This window comes from Pseudomonas sp. IT-P253, assembly GCF_949768125.1.
In the GTDB taxonomy this organism is placed as follows: domain Bacteria; phylum Pseudomonadota; class Gammaproteobacteria; order Pseudomonadales; family Pseudomonadaceae; genus Aquipseudomonas.
This window is the reverse complement of the sequence record NZ_CATKPT010000084.1, coordinates 119897-135533: the sequence shown is the minus strand read 5'-3', so window position 1 is coordinate 135533 and position 15637 is coordinate 119897. Positions and strand designations below refer to the sequence as shown.

Sequence of the window (15637 nt, the reverse complement as noted above, 5' to 3'; positions counted from 1 at the left end):
CGCTCCCACATTGGATCAATGTGGATCATACAAACGTGCTCAGAAGCCCTGCGGGGTGGACCGCGCGACAATCGCTTCCACCTCCAGCCCTCGCGGCAACGCACCAAACACTCGACCTGCCGAGCCGAGACGACTGGCAATGAAGGCGTCACTGACCGCGGCATTACCCGCCTCCAGCAATAGCTTGGCCTGAAGCGCCAAGGCGATGTCTTCGGTCAGCTGCCGGGCGCGGTATTGACTGTCGCCAGTGTCTTTGAAGGCCGCCTGCAATTGACTGATGTGCGCGGCCAGCCGTTTGTCGCCTTGGCCGTCACCCAACTCAGTGAACAGCGCGTCCAGCACCCCCGGCTCTTTCGACAAGGCTCGCAGAACATCAAGGCATTGCACGTTGCCGGAGCCTTCCCACGTCGAATTGACCGGCGCCTCGCGGTACAAACGCGGCAGGATGCTTTCTTCGACATAGCCGGCACCGCCCATGCACTCGGCGGCTTCGTTGATCATCGCGGGGGCGCGCTTGCAGATCCAATACTTGCCCACGGCCGTCACCAGTCGTGCGAATTTCGCTTCCTGCGTGTCGTCAAGATGATCCAGCGCCCGGCCCATGCGCAGGCTCAAGGCCAGGGCGGCTTCGCTTTCCAGGGCAAGGTCGGCCAGTACGTTCTGCATCAACGGTTGTTCGCTGAGCAGCTTGCCGCTGACGCGGCGGTGGGCGCAGTGATGGCTGGCCTGGGTCAACGCCTGACGCATCAGCGCGCTGGAACCGACCATGCAATCGAACCGGGTCATGGCGACCATTTCGATGATGGTCGCAACGCCCCGCCCTTCTTCACCCACCATCCACGCCAGCGCACCCCGGAATTCCACTTCGCTGGAGGCGTTGGAGCTGTTGCCGAGTTTGTTTTTCAGCCGCTGGATGTAGAACTGATTGCGCGTGTCATCCGGGCGGTGGCGCGGCAACAGGAAACAGGTCAATCCCTTGTCCGTCTGCGCCAGCGTGAGGAAGGCATCGCACATCGGCGCAGAACAAAACCATTTATGGCCCACCAACTCATAGGCCTGGCCCGGCCCACTGGCACCGACCGGATACGCCTTGGTGGTGTTGGCCCGCACATCGGTGCCGCCCTGTTTCTCGGTCATGGCCATGCCAATGGTGACACCGGCCTTGTGGGCCATGCCAACGTTACGCGGGTCGTATTCGGTGGCGAGGATTTTCGGCAGCCACTGTTCGGCCAGGTCCGGCTGCAGGCGCATCGCCGGGACACTGGCGAAGGTCATGGTCAACGGGCATCCGCTGCCGGCTTCGGCCTGGCTGTGCAAGTAGGTCATGGCGGCGCGGGCCACGTGGGCGCCGGATTGCGGATGCGCCCACGGCAACGAGGTCAGCCCGTGCTCGACCGCCGTGCGCATCAATTCGTGGTAGGCCGGGTGAAACTCCACCAGGTCGATGCGATGACCATAGCGGTCATGGCTGACGAAGACCGGTTTGTTCTGATTGGCCAAAAACCCTGCTTCCATCAGCGGCCCACCGGCCAGTGCGCCGTAAGCGTCGATCCGCGCCTGCGCCCAACCGGCCCCGAAACGCCGCGACCACTCCTGCAAAGGCAGGTCGATGCGGTACAGATTGGTGCCGTCCAGCGACGGTGGCTGGTTGGTGACTTCGTGGGTTTCAGCGAACTGATGCAGGTTCATGACAAGGCTCCTTTGGTCAGCCAAGAGCGTTCAGTTAAGCACCGCCCATTGGCCGATCAAAGTGTCATATACGCCTAACTGCCGGCGCTTTCACCCTGTTGTGGACAGAGCACTCGCCGATATAGCGCTGCCTGCAAGTCTTCGAATTTCACTGGTTTGCCCAGATAGTCAATCAATGCACCGGTCGGGCAGCGCTCACGATCGACACTCAGGGCCACCATGAACACCGGCAATTCGGCGCAGCCCGGCAAGGCGCGGATCTGGCAGCACAGAGACTCGCCATTCACGGCTGGCAACTGGCAATCAAGCAGCACCGCATCAAAGGCTTCACGCTGCAAATAATCCAGCGCAGCAACGCTGCTGTCAGCGGCGCGCACCCGGAACCCAAGCTTGAGCAACATGCCGCGCATCACCAATTGATTGATGCTGTTGTCGTCCACCAGCAGCACGGTGCAATCCTGCGGCAGTCGCAAGCGCGGAAAATCCCGCGGCATGAGCGGTGTTTGCACACGCTCTATCACCGGTAGCGCGAACTCCACATCCAGCTGGAAGCGGCTGCCCCGCCCAGGCTCGGAGCGGTGGGTCAGGCGCCCGCCAAGCAACTCGACCAGTTGCCGACAAATCGCCAGGCCGACGCCCAGGCCGCCATATTCACGGGTCATTGAGCCATCGAGCTGGAAGAAGCGTTGATACATCGTCGCCTCCCCAAGATCGGTGAAGCCGATGCCGGTGTCGATCACCGCAAATGACAGCGCCAGACGATTGTTTTCCAGAGGCTTGCCCGTCACGCGCAACGCCAGACCGCCGACCTTGGTGAACTTGATCGCGTTGTCCAGCAGAGATTCCAGGCATTGCGCCAACTTGGCGCTGTCGCCCTGCAAGCGATCCGGCAGCCCCTGTGTCACCTCGACTTTGAAGTCCAGGGACTTGCTTGAAGCGTTGCCCTGGAACTGCAGGCGCAACGCTTCAACCACGCCACGCAAACTGAACGCGGTCGCAGAGGCCTTGAGCTTGCCGGCCTGCAGTTCGGTCAGGGTGAGAATGCCATTGACCATGCGCATCATGTCCCGCGCCGAACCGGCTGCAGTTTGCTGGTACTGCTCCAGTTCGGGGTCCATCTTGACGGTCTGCATCAGTTCCAGCGAACCGATCACCCCGTTCATGGGCGTGCGCAGTTCGTGGGTCAACGTGGCGAGGAATTCGTCCTTGAGTTTGTTACTGCGAGCCAGTTGCTGGTTGAGCGCTTCGAGCTTTTGACCGGCATCGAACAGGGTCTGCGCTTGCTGCTCGCGCATGGCGTTGATGCGGTCGGCCAGCGCGAGGGATAGCAGCGCGACTTCGATCGCAGAACCAATCTGGCTGGCATACATGGTCAGGAACACGTTCGGCAGGTAACCCAACACCATCAGTGTATTGATGACGCCGCCGAGCAAAAACGCCGACCAGGCGATGATGAAATAGCGCGCCACTCGCAAGCCGCGCAACCAGGCGAAAATCCCTGCTGTAAAAATCACCACGGTGAACATCAGCGCCAACGCCGTTGCCAATCGCAAGGCCAGCGCATAACTGGTCATCAATGACAACCCGACCACCACCGCCCCGAACGCAATCAGCGCCAGCAACAAGCGGTCGAGCCAGCGACTGTAGGTGGCCGTCTGCAAGAAGCGGCGGGCGAACTGGCTGCCGAACAGCCCTGCGCAACCGATGAAAAACGGCGTCGCCGCGTTGGCCCACCACGGGTTGTCCGACCAGAAATACTGCACCGCCGCGCCGTTCACCGACAGCTGGTACAAGCCGAACGAGGCGATATAGAAAATGTAATAGAGGTAGCTGGTGTCGCGCACGCTCAGGTAGATGAACAGGTTGTAGGCCAGCATCCCCAGCAACACGCCATAGATCAGCCCGAGCACATACAGTCGCACCGGCTGTTCTTCGAGGTAAGCGGTGCTCGACCACAACGTGACCGGCGCCTGGACCGAGCCTTCGCTTTGCAGGCGCAGGTACAGGGTTTGCGCCTGATCAGGGGTGAAATTCAGATTGAACAGGTAGTTGTTCTGGCGGATCTCGCGACTGTCGAATGGCAACGCATCGCCGGTCCGTCTAACCAACTGATAGTGACCGCCAGCATCGGCCAGGTACAGATCAAGGTGATCGAGGGGCGGATAGGCCAGTTCCAGCAGCCAGGTGCGTCGCGCGGCAGGGTCCGTCGGGCGGTAATGCAAATCGATTTTCAGCCAGAACGCCGAGCGCGAGTAACCCGCGTTGAGGGTATCTTTATGGTGGGGCTTGAAGTTTCCAGCCGCCGCTTGTGCGCGGACATCCTCAATAGTCGCCTGACCACCCGCGTCCTCGAACACCTGCAGGGTTCGCCCCAAGGGAAGGCTTTGAGTGAATTCATCAAATTCGACAGCGCTCGCCATGAGGGGCAAACACAACAGCAACATCAGCAAATAGCGCATTGAAGCCCCAGCGTGGCCTGTCCGGTTCTGTCAGGAAGCCCCCCATTCCTTTTGAGTAGACGTAAACCGGTATCACCTGTTATTGGTTTGGATCCACTCTAGCATAGCCGTTGATGGCCTTTGAACACCATCGAAATATTTCCTACAAAGGCTCTAGAACGGGCATTACAGCGCCACGCCTTAAGTTAGAGCCGTTTCCCCCGATCAGCGGGCGGAAACGCCCTATTCCTCGTAGCAGCTGGCGCAGCCTGCGTTCGGCTGCTGTAGGAGCGAAGCTTGCTCGCGAAGAACGATAACGCGGAGTGTCAGAACTGACGCCTTCGCGGGCAAGCCTCGCTCCTACAGCAGCCGAACGTCCGAACGCGGCCCGAGCCTTCGGCAGCTGCTACATTGACCGCGTCATGACTCGCCGGGGGCACCCGAAAAAAGATGTTTGGTGGTAAGCTCGCGCACCATGAATATCTACAGCTCTCGCCCCGTTGTCCTCTGTCTCTCCGGCCACGACCCAAGTGGTGGCGCCGGCCTGCAGGCAGATATCGAAGCCCTGCTCGCTCAGGGTTGCCATGCAGCTCCGGCCGTCACCGCCCTGACCGTGCAAGACACGGTGAACGTCACTGACTTCCGCGTCCTCGACCGTGAGTGGGTGCTGGCCCAAGCCAACGCCGTGCTCAACGATTGCGAAGTCGCTGCGGTCAAACTGGGCATGCTCGGTTCGCTGGAAATGGTCGACACTGTCGTCGAACTGCTCCAGGCGCACCCGCATTTGCCAATGGTCTGCGACCCGGTGCTGCGCGCCGGCGGCGGCGGACGACTGGGCAAGGATGAAGTCGGCTACGCCATGCGCGAACGCCTGTTGCCCCTGGCCATCATTGCGACCCCCAACCTCCCCGAAGCACGCATCCTCGCCGAACTGCCCGAAGGCACCGCAGACGAATGCGCTGAAAAACTCCTGCCGTTCGTCAAACACCTGCTGATCACGGGCGGCCACGGTGATGAACACGAAATACACAATCGCCTGTACAGCCGCGACGGTCTGCGCCAAACCTACACCTGCCAGCGCCTGCCCGGCAGTTATCACGGCTCGGGTTGCACGCTGGCCAGTGCCCTCGCCGGTCGTCTGGCCCAGGGTGAAAACCTCGTCAGCGCCGTGCAGACCGCGCTTAACTACACGTGGCGCACCCTGCGTGATGCCGAGCAGCTGGGCAAAGGTCAGTTCGTGCCACGCCGTCTGCCGCTGGATTTCTGTTCGTAACTTTCTATTAGCGATGCGGTGAGGCTTGTCCGATGAAACTACGTGGCCTGTACGCCATTACCGACAGCCAGCTACTGGCCGGTAAATTCCTTTCGTACGTGGAGGCGGCGCTGGAAGGCGGCGTTACCTTGCTGCAGTACCGCGACAAAAGCAGCGATGAGGCCCGCCGCCTGCGTGAGGCCGAAACCCTGCGCAACCTGTGCGAACGCTACAAGACCCAGCTGATCATCAACGACGATGCCGAACTGGCCGCGCGCCTGAACGTTGGCGTGCACTTGGGTCAGACTGACGGCCCGCTGACCCCGGCCCGGTCATTGCTCGGTCGCCAGGCGATCATCGGTTCGACCTGCCACGCGCAACTCGAGCTCGCCGAGCAAGCCGCCAAAGAAGGCGCCAGTTATGTCGCTTTCGGCCGTTTCTTCAATTCCAACACCAAACCGGGTGCACCGACCTGCAGCCTCGAACTGCTCGACCAGGCCCGCAGCAAACTGCACCTGCCGATCTGCGCGATCGGTGGCATCACCCTGGACAACGCCGCCCCGCTGGTGGCTCACGGGGTCGATTTGCTCGCGGTGGTCCATGGCCTGTTTGGCGCCGACAGCACGGCCGAGGTCACACGCCGGGCCCGTGCCTTTAACGAATTATTCAAATCCTGATTTTTGAGAGCCCGATCATGTCTCGTTCTGAAACCCTGTTTGCCAACGCTCAGAAACACATCCCCGGTGGCGTGAACTCGCCGGTTCGCGCATTCAAGAGCGTCGGCGGCACGCCGCTGTTCTTCAAACACGCCGAAGGCGCCTACGTCACTGACGAAGACAACAAGCGTTATGTGGATTACGTCGGTTCCTGGGGCCCGATGATCCTCGGCCACAGCCATCCGGACGTGCTGGACGCCGTGCGCAAGCAGCTTGAGCATGGATTGTCCTATGGCGCTCCCACCGAGATGGAAACCCAGATGGCTGATCTGGTCTGCTCGATCGTGCCGTCGATGGAGATGGTGCGCATGGTCAGCTCCGGCACCGAAGCGACCATGAGCGCCATTCGCCTGGCCCGTGGTTTCACCGGTCGCGACAGCATCATCAAGTTTGAAGGCTGCTACCACGGCCACTCCGACAGCTTGCTGGTCAAGGCCGGTTCCGGCGCCCTGACCCAAGGCGTGCCTAGCTCGGCCGGTGTGCCGGCAGCATTCGCCAAACACACCTTGACCCTGCCATTCAACGACATCGACGCCGTTGAAACGATGCTCGCCGAAGTCGGCCAGGACGTGGCCTGCATCATCGTCGAGCCTGTGGCCGGCAACATGAATTGCGTACCGCCGGCACCCGGCTTCCTCGAAGGCCTTCGGACCCTGTGCGACAAGCATGGCGTGGTGCTGATCTTCGACGAAGTCATGACCGGTTTCCGTGTCGCCCTCGGCGGTGCACAAGCGCACTACGGCGTGACGCCGGACCTGACCACCTTCGGCAAGATCATCGGCGGCGGTATGCCGGTCGGTTGCTTCGGCGGCAAACGCGAAATCATGTCGCACATCGCCCCCTTGGGTCCGGTCTACCAGGCGGGCACTTTGTCGGGCAACCCGTTGGCGATGGCGGCTGGCTTGACGACTTTGCGCCTGATCAGCCGTCCAGGTTTCCATGCCGAGCTGAGCGACTACACCAGCCGCCTGCTCGATGGTCTGCAACAGCGCGCCGATGCCGCAGGCATTCCGTTCGTGACTACCCAGGCCGGCGGCATGTTTGGCCTGTACTTCAGCGGCGCCGACGACATCGTGACCTTCGATGACGTGATGGCCAGCGACGCCGCCCTGTTCGGGCGCTTCTTCCACCTGATGCTCGAGGGCGGCGTGTATTTGGCGCCGAGCGCATTCGAAGCCGGCTTCACCTCGATCGCTCACGGCGAAGCCGAGTTGAAACTGACACTGGATGCCGCCGAGCGAGCATTCGCTGCATTGAAATAACGCTGAGCCGCTGACGTTGGCCATCGCCAGCGTCAGCTTTTACCTACATTCCTGCCCTTATTCCTACGCTTCTGCTAATAATCCCCCGCAAAGTGGGCGATATATTTCCCGTGCAGCAGAAAAACGAGTAAAGACTTTGTAAGGTTGGCCCTGCTTATTTCATAATGCGCGCTTATTGGATCCCTCGATGGGTCCGCGCGCCCTTCAGAGGTAAGTCGATTCCCATGAACCGCACCGGCCGCGCCCTTGCAATGGGCTGCCTGTTGCTCCTTCAGCCCCTGCTCGCACAGGCAGGCGGCAACTCGTTGTTAATCCCAGCGATGGGTCGTTGCACCCTCAATACCCAGGGGCAAGACCTGGCACAGGCACTCGCTGTCTGTCAGAAAGCGTCGGATGCAGGGGATGCGCAGGCGCAATACGAGTTGGGTGAGTTCTACTACGACGGTAAAAATACGCCGCGTGACCTCAAACAAGCCCTGAGCTACTTCGAAAAGGCCTCGCTGCAAGGCCATGCCCAGGCACAGTTCAAACTTGGCACCATGTTTTTCCATGGCGAAGGTGTACCGGCCAATAACATTCAGGCCTACATCGTGCTGAAAATGGCGGCGGTCAATGGCGCTGAAGATGCGCTGGACACGGCTGACGAAGTGGCGGAAAAGATGCCGCGCGAAGAACTGGAAGTCGCTACCCAAGTGCTCGGGCAAATTTTCCGTAAATACCTGATGGAATTACAAAGCGCCGATGGGCGTACGCCTTTCTCGCCACTGCCCTGAATTCTGCGTCGATCTTTCCGACCTCTTCGCGGGCAAGCCTCGCGCCTACAGGACCAGCGCTGCCCTTGTAGGAGCGAGGCTTGCCCGCGAACTCGGTCCTACTTCTCAGGCATCGGCATCGGAAATGGCATGACATTGCCAACCGCGCCGCGGGCTTCGCTGATTTTCGGCGTGCCCAGACGCTCGACTTCGTCGATGCGCACGATCGAATGCATCGGCACAAAACTGCGCACAACGCCTTCAAACTGAGCCTTGAGCTTCTCTTCGCTCGGATCGACGACCACTTGCGTGCGCTCGCCAAAGACGAACTCTTCCACTTCCAGAAAACCCCACAGATCACTTTGATAGATCTGCTTGGCGTACATTTCGTACACCTGGCCCTGGTTAAGGAAAATCACCTTGTAGATTGGAGCTTCACGTTTGGTCATGGTGGGCGAGCAACACGTCGGGGATAAAAATGAGGGCGCGAACTATAGCATAGCCACCGGACGCGCAGCGGTAGGAACCTTGGGACATGTTCCCTATAATGCGCGGTTCTTTGAATCACGTGATGACTCTTTCCATGGCCAAGAAGCTATACATCGAAACCCACGGCTGCCAGATGAACGAGTACGACAGCTCGCGCATGGTCGATCTGCTGGGCGAACACCAGGCCCTGGAAGTCACCGCTCGCGCTGAAGACGCGGACGTAATCCTGCTCAACACCTGCTCCATCCGTGAACGTGCCCAGGACCGGGTGTATTCCCAGCTCGGTCGCTGGCGCGAACTGAAGCTCGCCAACCCGGACATGGTGATCGCCGTCGGCGGTTGCGTGGCCAGTCAGGAAGGCGCGGCCATCCGCGATCGTGCCCCGTATGTCGACGTGGTATTCGGTCCGCAAACCTTGCACCGCCTGCCGGAGATGATCGACGCCGCACGCGCCACCAAGCTGCCGCAAGTGGACGTCTCGTTCCCGGAAATCGAAAAGTTCGACCATTTGCCCGAGCCGCGTATCGACGGCCCGAGCGCTTATGTGTCGGTCATGGAAGGCTGCAGCAAGTACTGCACCTTCTGTGTGGTGCCCTACACCCGCGGTGAAGAAGTCAGCCGCCCGTTCGATGACGTGATTGCCGAAATCATCCATTTGGCCGAAAACGGCGTACGTGAAGTGACCTTGCTGGGTCAGAACGTCAATGGATATCGCGGCGCTACCCACGACGGTCGTCTGGCGGACCTCGCCGAGCTGATTCGCGTGGTGGCCGCCGTCGACGGCATCGACCGGATTCGCTACACCACTTCGCACCCGCTGGAGTTCTCCGACAGCCTGATTCAGGCTCACGCCGATGTGCCGGAACTGGTCAAACATCTGCACCTGCCGGTGCAATCGGGTTCAGACCGGATTCTGTCGGCGATGAAGCGCAATCACACCGCCCTGGAATACAAATCCAAACTGCGCAAACTGCGCGCCGCCGTGCCGGGGATTTGTATCAGCTCCGACTTCATCGTCGGCTTCCCGGGCGAGACCGAGAAAGATTTCGAACAGACCATGAAGCTGATCGAAGACGTTGGTTTCGACTTCTCGTACTCGTTCGTCTACAGCCAGCGCCCCGGCACACCGGCCGCAGACCTGGTCGACGAGACGCCGGAAGAGCTGAAAAAAGAACGTCTGAATGCGCTGCAACATCGCCTTAACCAGCAAGGCTTCGAAATTAGCCGACAAATGGTCGGTTCGATCCAGCGCATTCTGGTCACTGATTATTCGAAAAAGGACCCCGGCGAGTTGCAAGGCCGGACCGAAAATAACCGAATCGTCAACTTCCGCTGCGACAATCCAACTTTGATCGGCCAGTTCGCCGATGTGCACATTGACGCCGCACAGCCGCACTCATTGCGGGGCTCGCTGATCCAATAACACCGCAAAACCCTGTAGGAGCGAGGCTTGCCCGCGAAGGCCGCGCCGCGGTTTGCCTGACGAACCGCGTCATCGTTCTTCGCGGGCAAGCCTCGCTCCTACCGGGATCGGTGTTTGGCCTTGCGATATTTAAGAGCTTTCGCACCCGCGCCACTGGCGCTATCCTTGATTTCATCTTAATTGCCCCAGGGCGGCTAAATACGACCTTGAACGCACCCATCGAACCACATCGTTTCATCCTCGAGCCCTTTGAGGCTCGGCGCTTTGCCAATCTGTGCGGGCAATTCGACGAGCATTTGCGCTTGATCGAACAGCGCCTGACCATCGAGATCCGCAACCGCGGAAACCAGTTCGAACTGATCGGCGAGCCCAAACACACCACCTCCGCGGAAAACCTCCTGCGCCGCCTGTACCGGGAAACCAAAGGTACCGAGCTGTCGCCAGACATGGTTCACCTGTTCCTGCAGGAATCGGCCGTCGAAGAGCTGGACAACGTTTCCCCCTCCGAACCTTCCGTGGCCCTGCGCACGAAAAAAGGCATGATTCGCCCTCGCGGCTTGAATCAACTGCGCTACGTGAAGGAAATCCTCGGTAACGACATCAACTTCGGCATCGGTCCGGCCGGTACGGGCAAGACGTACCTGGCCGTTGCCTGCGCGGTGGATGCACTGGAACGCGAGCAGATTCGTCGCATCCTGCTGGTGCGTCCGGCGGTTGAAGCGGGCGAAAAGCTTGGCTTCCTGCCCGGCGACCTGTCGCAGAAGATTGACCCGTACCTGCGTCCGCTTTACGACGCCCTCTACGAAATGCTCGGCTTCGAACACGTCGCCAAGCTGATCGAGCGCCAGGTGATCGAAGTCGCACCACTGGCCTACATGCGCGGTCGCACATTGAACAACAGCTTCATCATCCTCGACGAAAGCCAGAACACCACGGTCGAGCAAATGAAGATGTTCCTGACCCGGATCGGCTTTGGCTCCACCGCAGTCATCACCGGTGACATCACCCAGGTCGACCTGCCGAAAGGCACCAAGTCCGGCCTTCACCATGTGATCGAGGTGCTGAAAGACGTGCCGGGCATCAGCTTCACCCATTTCATGCCCAAGGACGTTGTGCGCCATCCGCTGGTGCAACGCATCGTCGAAGCCTACGAGCGCTTCGAAAATCGCGTGGCAGACGAAAAGCCAAAGGATAGCCGCCGCGATGCTTGAGCTTGATCTGCAACTTGCTACCGAAGCGCCAGCCCCAAGCGAAGCCGAGTTCCGCCAATGGTGCGAGCTGGCCCTGCGCCAGCGCACCGCCGACTCTGAAATGACCATTCGCCTGGTCGACGAAGAGGAAGGTCGCGAGCTGAACCACACCTGGCGGCAAAAGGATTACGCCACTAACGTCTTATCGTTCCCTGCTGATGTGCCTGACGAGTTTCTCGACATCCCGCTGCTCGGCGATCTGGTGATCTGCGTGGCGGTGGTCGAGCGCGAAGCCGCCGAGCAAGGCAAGGAACTAAAGGCTCATTGGGCGCACCTGGTGATTCACGGCTGCTTGCATCTGCTCGGTTACGACCATATAGATGACGACGAAGCCGAAGAGATGGAAGCGCTGGAACGAACGTTGCTTGCAGAGCTGGGCTATCCCGACCCGTACGCGGACGACGAAACAGAAACATCCCCTATCGTTACAACAAAGGATTCAGAGTAATCGCTATGAGCGAAGATCGATCGAGCAACGGGCAAAAGTCTTGGCTGGGTAAGCTCACCCAGGCTTTTGCCCACGAGCCGAAGAACCGCCAGGAGCTGCTGGAGCTGCTGCGCGACGCACACCAAAACAAGTTGCTGGACAGCGAAGCGCTGGCCATCGTCGAAGGCGCTATCCAGGTTGCGGACCTGCAGGTACGGGACATCATGGTCCCGCGTTCGCAGATGGTCAGCATCAAGGCGACCCAGACACCCCGCGAGTTTCTGCCTGCCGTGGTCGATTCGGCCCACTCCCGCTACCCGGTCATCGGCGAAAGCCACGACGACGTGATGGGCGTGCTGCTGGCGAAGGACTTGCTGCCATTGATCCTCAGGGAGAACGGCGACAGCTTCAACATCAAGGACCTGCTACGCCCGGCCACCTTCGTGCCCGAGTCCAAGCGCCTGAATGTGCTGTTGCGCGAATTCCGCGCCAACCACAACCACATGGCCATCGTCATTGACGAGTACGGCGGCGTGGCGGGGCTGGTGACCATCGAAGACGTGCTGGAACAAATCGTCGGCGACATCGAAGACGAGCACGACGTCGAAGAAGACAGCTACATCAAGCCCCTGCCCAGCGGTGACTTCCTGATCAAGGCCCTGACGCCGATCGAGAACTTCAACGAGTTCTTCGACAGCGAGTTCTCCGACGATGAGTTCGACACCGTGGGCGGCCTGGTGATGAGCGCGTTCGGGCACTTGCCAAAACGCAACGAAATCACTGAAATCGGCCCTTATCGCTTCCGCATCCTGAACGCCGACAGCCGTCGAATTCATTTGCTGCGCCTGACACCCATTGCACGCTAAGGATTGACATGCACCGTCTGACCCGCCCCGGCTGGCCCGGTAACCTGCTGGCCGTGGCGGCCGGTGGACTCACCACCCTGGCCCTCGCGCCGTTCGATGTCTGGCCGCTGGCATTGCTGGCGGTCGGATTCTTCTATGCCGGCTTGCGCGAGCTGAGCCCACGTCAGGCCCTGGGCCGTGGATGGTGTTTCGGTTTCGGCCTGTTTGGCGCTGGCACCAGTTGGATCTACTACAGCATTCACAACTTTGGCGGAGCGTCGATGCTGCTGGCCGGGTTGCTGATGCTGGCCTTTACCGCAGCGATTGCCTGGTTCTTCGCCCTGCCCGCCTGGATCTGGGCGCGATGGTTGCGCCGAAACGAAGCGCCGCTGGCCGATGCCTTGGCGTTCGCCGCATTGTGGGTCGCTCAGGAAGCGTTTCGCGGTTGGTTTCTCACTGGCTTCCCATGGCTTTACTCCGGTTACAGCCAGCTCAATGGCCCACTGGCCGGGCTCGCGCCGATCGGCGGCATGTGGCTGGTGTCCTTCACGCTGGCCCTGACAGCCGCGCTGATCTACAACGCTTCGCGCCTGATCAAGACTGGCCGCAAGGGCTTTATCGCGGCGGGCGTGTTGCTGCTGATCGGTCCCTGGGTGGCCGGCATGGCACTCAAAGGCCACGCCTGGACCAGTCCGGCGGGCGCGCCGCTGTCCGTCGCGGCAATCCAGGGCAACATCGAACAAAGCATGAAGTGGGACCCGGCGCAGCTCAACGCACAACTGGCGCTGTACCGCGACATGAGTTTCAGTTCCAGGCGCGTCGACCTGCTGATCTGGCCGGAAACCGCGGTCCCGGTGCTCAAGGAGTCCGCCGAGGGCTACCTGAACATGATGGGAAACTTCGCCGCCGAGCGTAACTCCGCACTGATTACCGGCGTACCGATCCGTCAGGAAGTTCACCACGAGAAGCGTTTCTTCAACGGCATCACCGTGGTGGGCGAAGGTGACGGAACGTACTTGAAGCAGAAACTGGTGCCGTTTGGCGAATACGTTCCGCTGCAGGAAGTACTGCGCGGCGTGATTGCCTTCTTTGACCTGCCCATGTCGGACTTTGCCCGTGGCCCGGACGATCAGCCTATGCTGCAGGCCAAGGGTTATCAAATTGCGCCGTTCATCTGCTACGAAGTGGTGTATCCAGAGTTCGCCGCCAGCCTCGCCGCCCGTAGCGATTTACTGCTGACCATCAGCAACGACACCTGGTTCGGCACTTCCATCGGCCCGCTGCAACACTTGCAGATGGCGCAAATGCGCGCGCTTGAGGCCGGTCGCTGGATGATCCGTGCCACTAATAACGGCGTAACCGGTTTGATCAACCCGTACGGCCAGATCACCGCGCAGATCCCGCAGTTCGAACGCGGCATTTTGTATGGCGAAGTGGTGCCGATGCACAACCTGACGCCGTACCTGCAATGGCGTTCGTGGCCGCTGATCATCGTGTGCGTGCTGCTGTTTGGCTGGGCGTTGATTGCGAGCCGGATGGCAAAGACTGTTTAATCGCGTTAATCGCGGCGCCTGCAAAAAGATCGCAGCCTCGTTTCACTCGACAGCTCCTACAGGGATACGCAATCACCTGTAGGAGCTGTCGAGTGAAACGAGGCTGCGATCTTTTGATTTTCAGCGGTAGAACAGTGAATACCCAATCTGCCCCACCGCCTCATTCATCAACTGCCCGCTCTGCCAGATCGATTTGAACTCCGGCATCCAGCCGCCCAGCGGCCGGGCGTTGTCCACACCCAAGAACCCCACCGGCGCCGGCACCACCTCAAATCCGGCCTTCTGGAAACTCCAGACCGCTCGCGGCATGTGCCAGGCCTGAGTCACCACCACAACGCGCTTGATCCCTTCCGGCAACAACACCTGGGCGCTGAACTGCGCGTTCTCCCAGGTGGTACGACTGCGCCCTTCCTGCCAACGTACGGTCACGCCAAAATCATCGTGCATCGAATCAGCCATTATTTTGGCTTCAGTCGGCGGAGTGCCGTAATGCAAGCCGCCGCTGGTCAGGATCGGCAGCCCCGACGCCTTGGCCAATCGTGCGGCGTAACGCTCACGCTCCAGACCCACACCGGTCGGCTGGTCGGCGCCCCAGGCCAGGTCGCCACGTTCGCGCCCAGAGCCCAGCACCACGATCGCATCCGCACGCTGACCCAGTGCTGCCCATTCGTCGTGCGTCAGTGGCGGTTCACGCTCAAGTGCCCCCGCCTCCCACTGCACCACCACCGGCAGGCTCATTAGCCAAAAGCCGCCCACCCCCAGAGCAAAACACACACCGGCAAGGCGCGGCCTTGAGCGACGCAACCACCAGGCAAGCACCAACAGCAGCAAAAGAATGCCGGGCGGCAGTAGAAGTTGTTTAAGGGCATAACGAAAAGGCATCGAGCATCTCCAGAGATGCTCGAAGCCTATGTGGGTTGACGCAATGCGACAACAACTGAAGGACTATGCTTTAAATAAACATCAGTCATGGCTACAGCTTCAAGTGCCCTTACTTGAATTGCAGAGACCGGACCTTTACCGCGTCTCGGCTGGGAGTCTTGTCCTTGAGCCAGATGATCTTGGCCGAACGTGGTGCGTCGAGTTGCTTCACTGCTTCAGACAAGCATCCGTGTGTTTCACGTTCACTGCGATCCAGATACGCCTTGACCAGAGCAAACTCAGCGGGGCTCAAGCCACGCAGCTCCAGTTCAAGAGGACGTTCGTCACGCAGCCGGCCAGCGGCTTTTGCCACGTCCAGGGCCATTCCCAGCCGATCGATCAGTCTTTCGTACATCTCCGGTTTTGTAACTTTTTCCCGTGACTCAACCATCCCTCACCTCATTGAAGATAAGACTTACTCCCCATTTAGAGCTTAGCTTCACTGAACAAACCGGCTGGACGCCGCGACCAACGGCCCTCGCAGCGGGTTTCGGGGGATGCGCGGCAGTAATCAGGGTTTCCCTCGATAGAGTGCGGTCATGTATGCTACGGCGCTTCCTGTAACTCCACTTCCAGCTTGCCTGGGCAGCGAAACGCCGATTGGGCGTGTTCATCGCCCA

The 15637-nt window shown here is 60.2% G+C and carries 14 protein-coding genes; 9 read left to right on the top strand and 5 right to left on the bottom strand.

From position 1 onward, the window contains the following. Positions 1–39 precede the first annotated feature (39 nt). Both ACM6IR_RS27670 and ACM6IR_RS27665 read right to left on the bottom strand, forming a co-directional pair. Positions 40–1689, bottom strand: coding sequence for an acyl-CoA dehydrogenase family protein (locus tag ACM6IR_RS27670; RefSeq protein WP_414910635.1), 1650 nt, complete (start codon positions 1687–1689; stop codon positions 40–42). A gap of 74 nt (positions 1690–1763) precedes the next feature. Continuing rightward, on the bottom strand, positions 1764–4148 hold the full coding sequence (locus ACM6IR_RS27665; RefSeq protein ID WP_414910634.1) for a 7TM diverse intracellular signaling domain-containing protein: 2385 nt from the start codon (positions 4146–4148) through the stop codon (positions 1764–1766). Between the two features lie 454 nt (positions 4149–4602). On the opposite strand from ACM6IR_RS27665, the gene ACM6IR_RS27660 reads away from it, so the two are divergent. The 4 genes from ACM6IR_RS27660 (at position 4603) to ACM6IR_RS27645 (ending at position 8130) form a co-directional block, all read left to right on the top strand. Next, positions 4603–5400, top strand: a complete 798-nt coding sequence (locus ACM6IR_RS27660; RefSeq protein ID WP_414910633.1) for a hydroxymethylpyrimidine/phosphomethylpyrimidine kinase — start codon at positions 4603–4605, stop codon at positions 5398–5400. Between the two features lie 32 nt (positions 5401–5432). Further along, positions 5433–6056, top strand: coding sequence for a thiamine phosphate synthase (gene thiE, locus ACM6IR_RS27655; RefSeq protein WP_414910632.1), 624 nt, complete (start codon positions 5433–5435; stop codon positions 6054–6056). Positions 6057–6073: 17 nt separating this feature from the next. Further along, positions 6074–7357, top strand: a complete 1284-nt coding sequence (gene hemL, locus ACM6IR_RS27650; RefSeq protein WP_414910631.1) for a glutamate-1-semialdehyde 2,1-aminomutase — start codon at positions 6074–6076, stop codon at positions 7355–7357. 224 nt (positions 7358–7581) lie between these two features. After that, positions 7582–8130 (top strand): tetratricopeptide repeat protein, encoded by a 549-nt coding sequence (locus tag ACM6IR_RS27645; protein ID WP_414910630.1) that lies wholly within the window; start codon positions 7582–7584, stop codon positions 8128–8130. 98 nt (positions 8131–8228) lie between these two features. Here ACM6IR_RS27645 and ACM6IR_RS27640 read toward each other — a convergent pair whose 3' ends face one another. Continuing rightward, positions 8229–8558, bottom strand: coding sequence for a DUF1820 family protein (locus ACM6IR_RS27640; RefSeq protein WP_007894425.1), 330 nt, complete (start codon positions 8556–8558; stop codon positions 8229–8231). Positions 8559–8692: 134 nt separating this feature from the next. On the opposite strand from ACM6IR_RS27640, the gene miaB reads away from it, so the two are divergent. From miaB to lnt, 5 genes are all read left to right on the top strand, one after another. Next, positions 8693–10021, top strand: a complete 1329-nt coding sequence (gene miaB, locus ACM6IR_RS27635; RefSeq protein ID WP_414910629.1) for a tRNA (N6-isopentenyl adenosine(37)-C2)-methylthiotransferase MiaB — start codon at positions 8693–8695, stop codon at positions 10019–10021. A 206-nt stretch (positions 10022–10227) separates the two neighbouring features. Then, positions 10228–11232 carry a PhoH family protein gene (locus tag ACM6IR_RS27630; RefSeq protein WP_414910628.1) on the top strand — a complete coding sequence of 335 codons (1005 nt, stop codon included), beginning with the start codon at positions 10228–10230 and terminating at the stop codon, positions 11230–11232. After that, a complete protein-coding gene (ybeY, locus tag ACM6IR_RS27625; RefSeq protein ID WP_414910627.1) occupies positions 11225–11719 on the top strand; it encodes an rRNA maturation RNase YbeY in 495 nt (164 codons plus the stop codon). The genes ACM6IR_RS27630 and ybeY overlap by 8 nt, the downstream gene beginning before the upstream one ends. 5 nt (positions 11720–11724) lie before the next feature. Continuing rightward, the gene (locus tag ACM6IR_RS27620) at positions 11725–12564 is read left to right on the top strand and encodes an HlyC/CorC family transporter (protein WP_046028710.1); all 840 of its coding nucleotides are present in this window, start codon (positions 11725–11727) and stop codon (positions 12562–12564) included. 8 nt (positions 12565–12572) lie between these two features. Next, entirely contained in the window at positions 12573–14096 is a 1524-nt protein-coding gene (gene lnt / locus ACM6IR_RS27615; protein WP_414910626.1) for an apolipoprotein N-acyltransferase, read from the top strand. A gap of 120 nt (positions 14097–14216) precedes the next feature. Here the strand turns inward: lnt and ACM6IR_RS27610 are convergent, their stop codons facing one another. Continuing rightward, positions 14217–14978: a YdcF family protein gene (locus ACM6IR_RS27610; protein WP_414910625.1), complete on the bottom strand. Its 762-nt coding sequence runs from the start codon at positions 14976–14978 to the stop codon at positions 14217–14219. A 109-nt stretch (positions 14979–15087) separates the two neighbouring features. Then, complete coding sequence (locus ACM6IR_RS27605) at positions 15088–15408, bottom strand: hypothetical protein (RefSeq protein WP_414910624.1); 321 nt, start codon at positions 15406–15408, stop codon at positions 15088–15090. Positions 15409–15637: the final 229 nt, after the last annotated feature.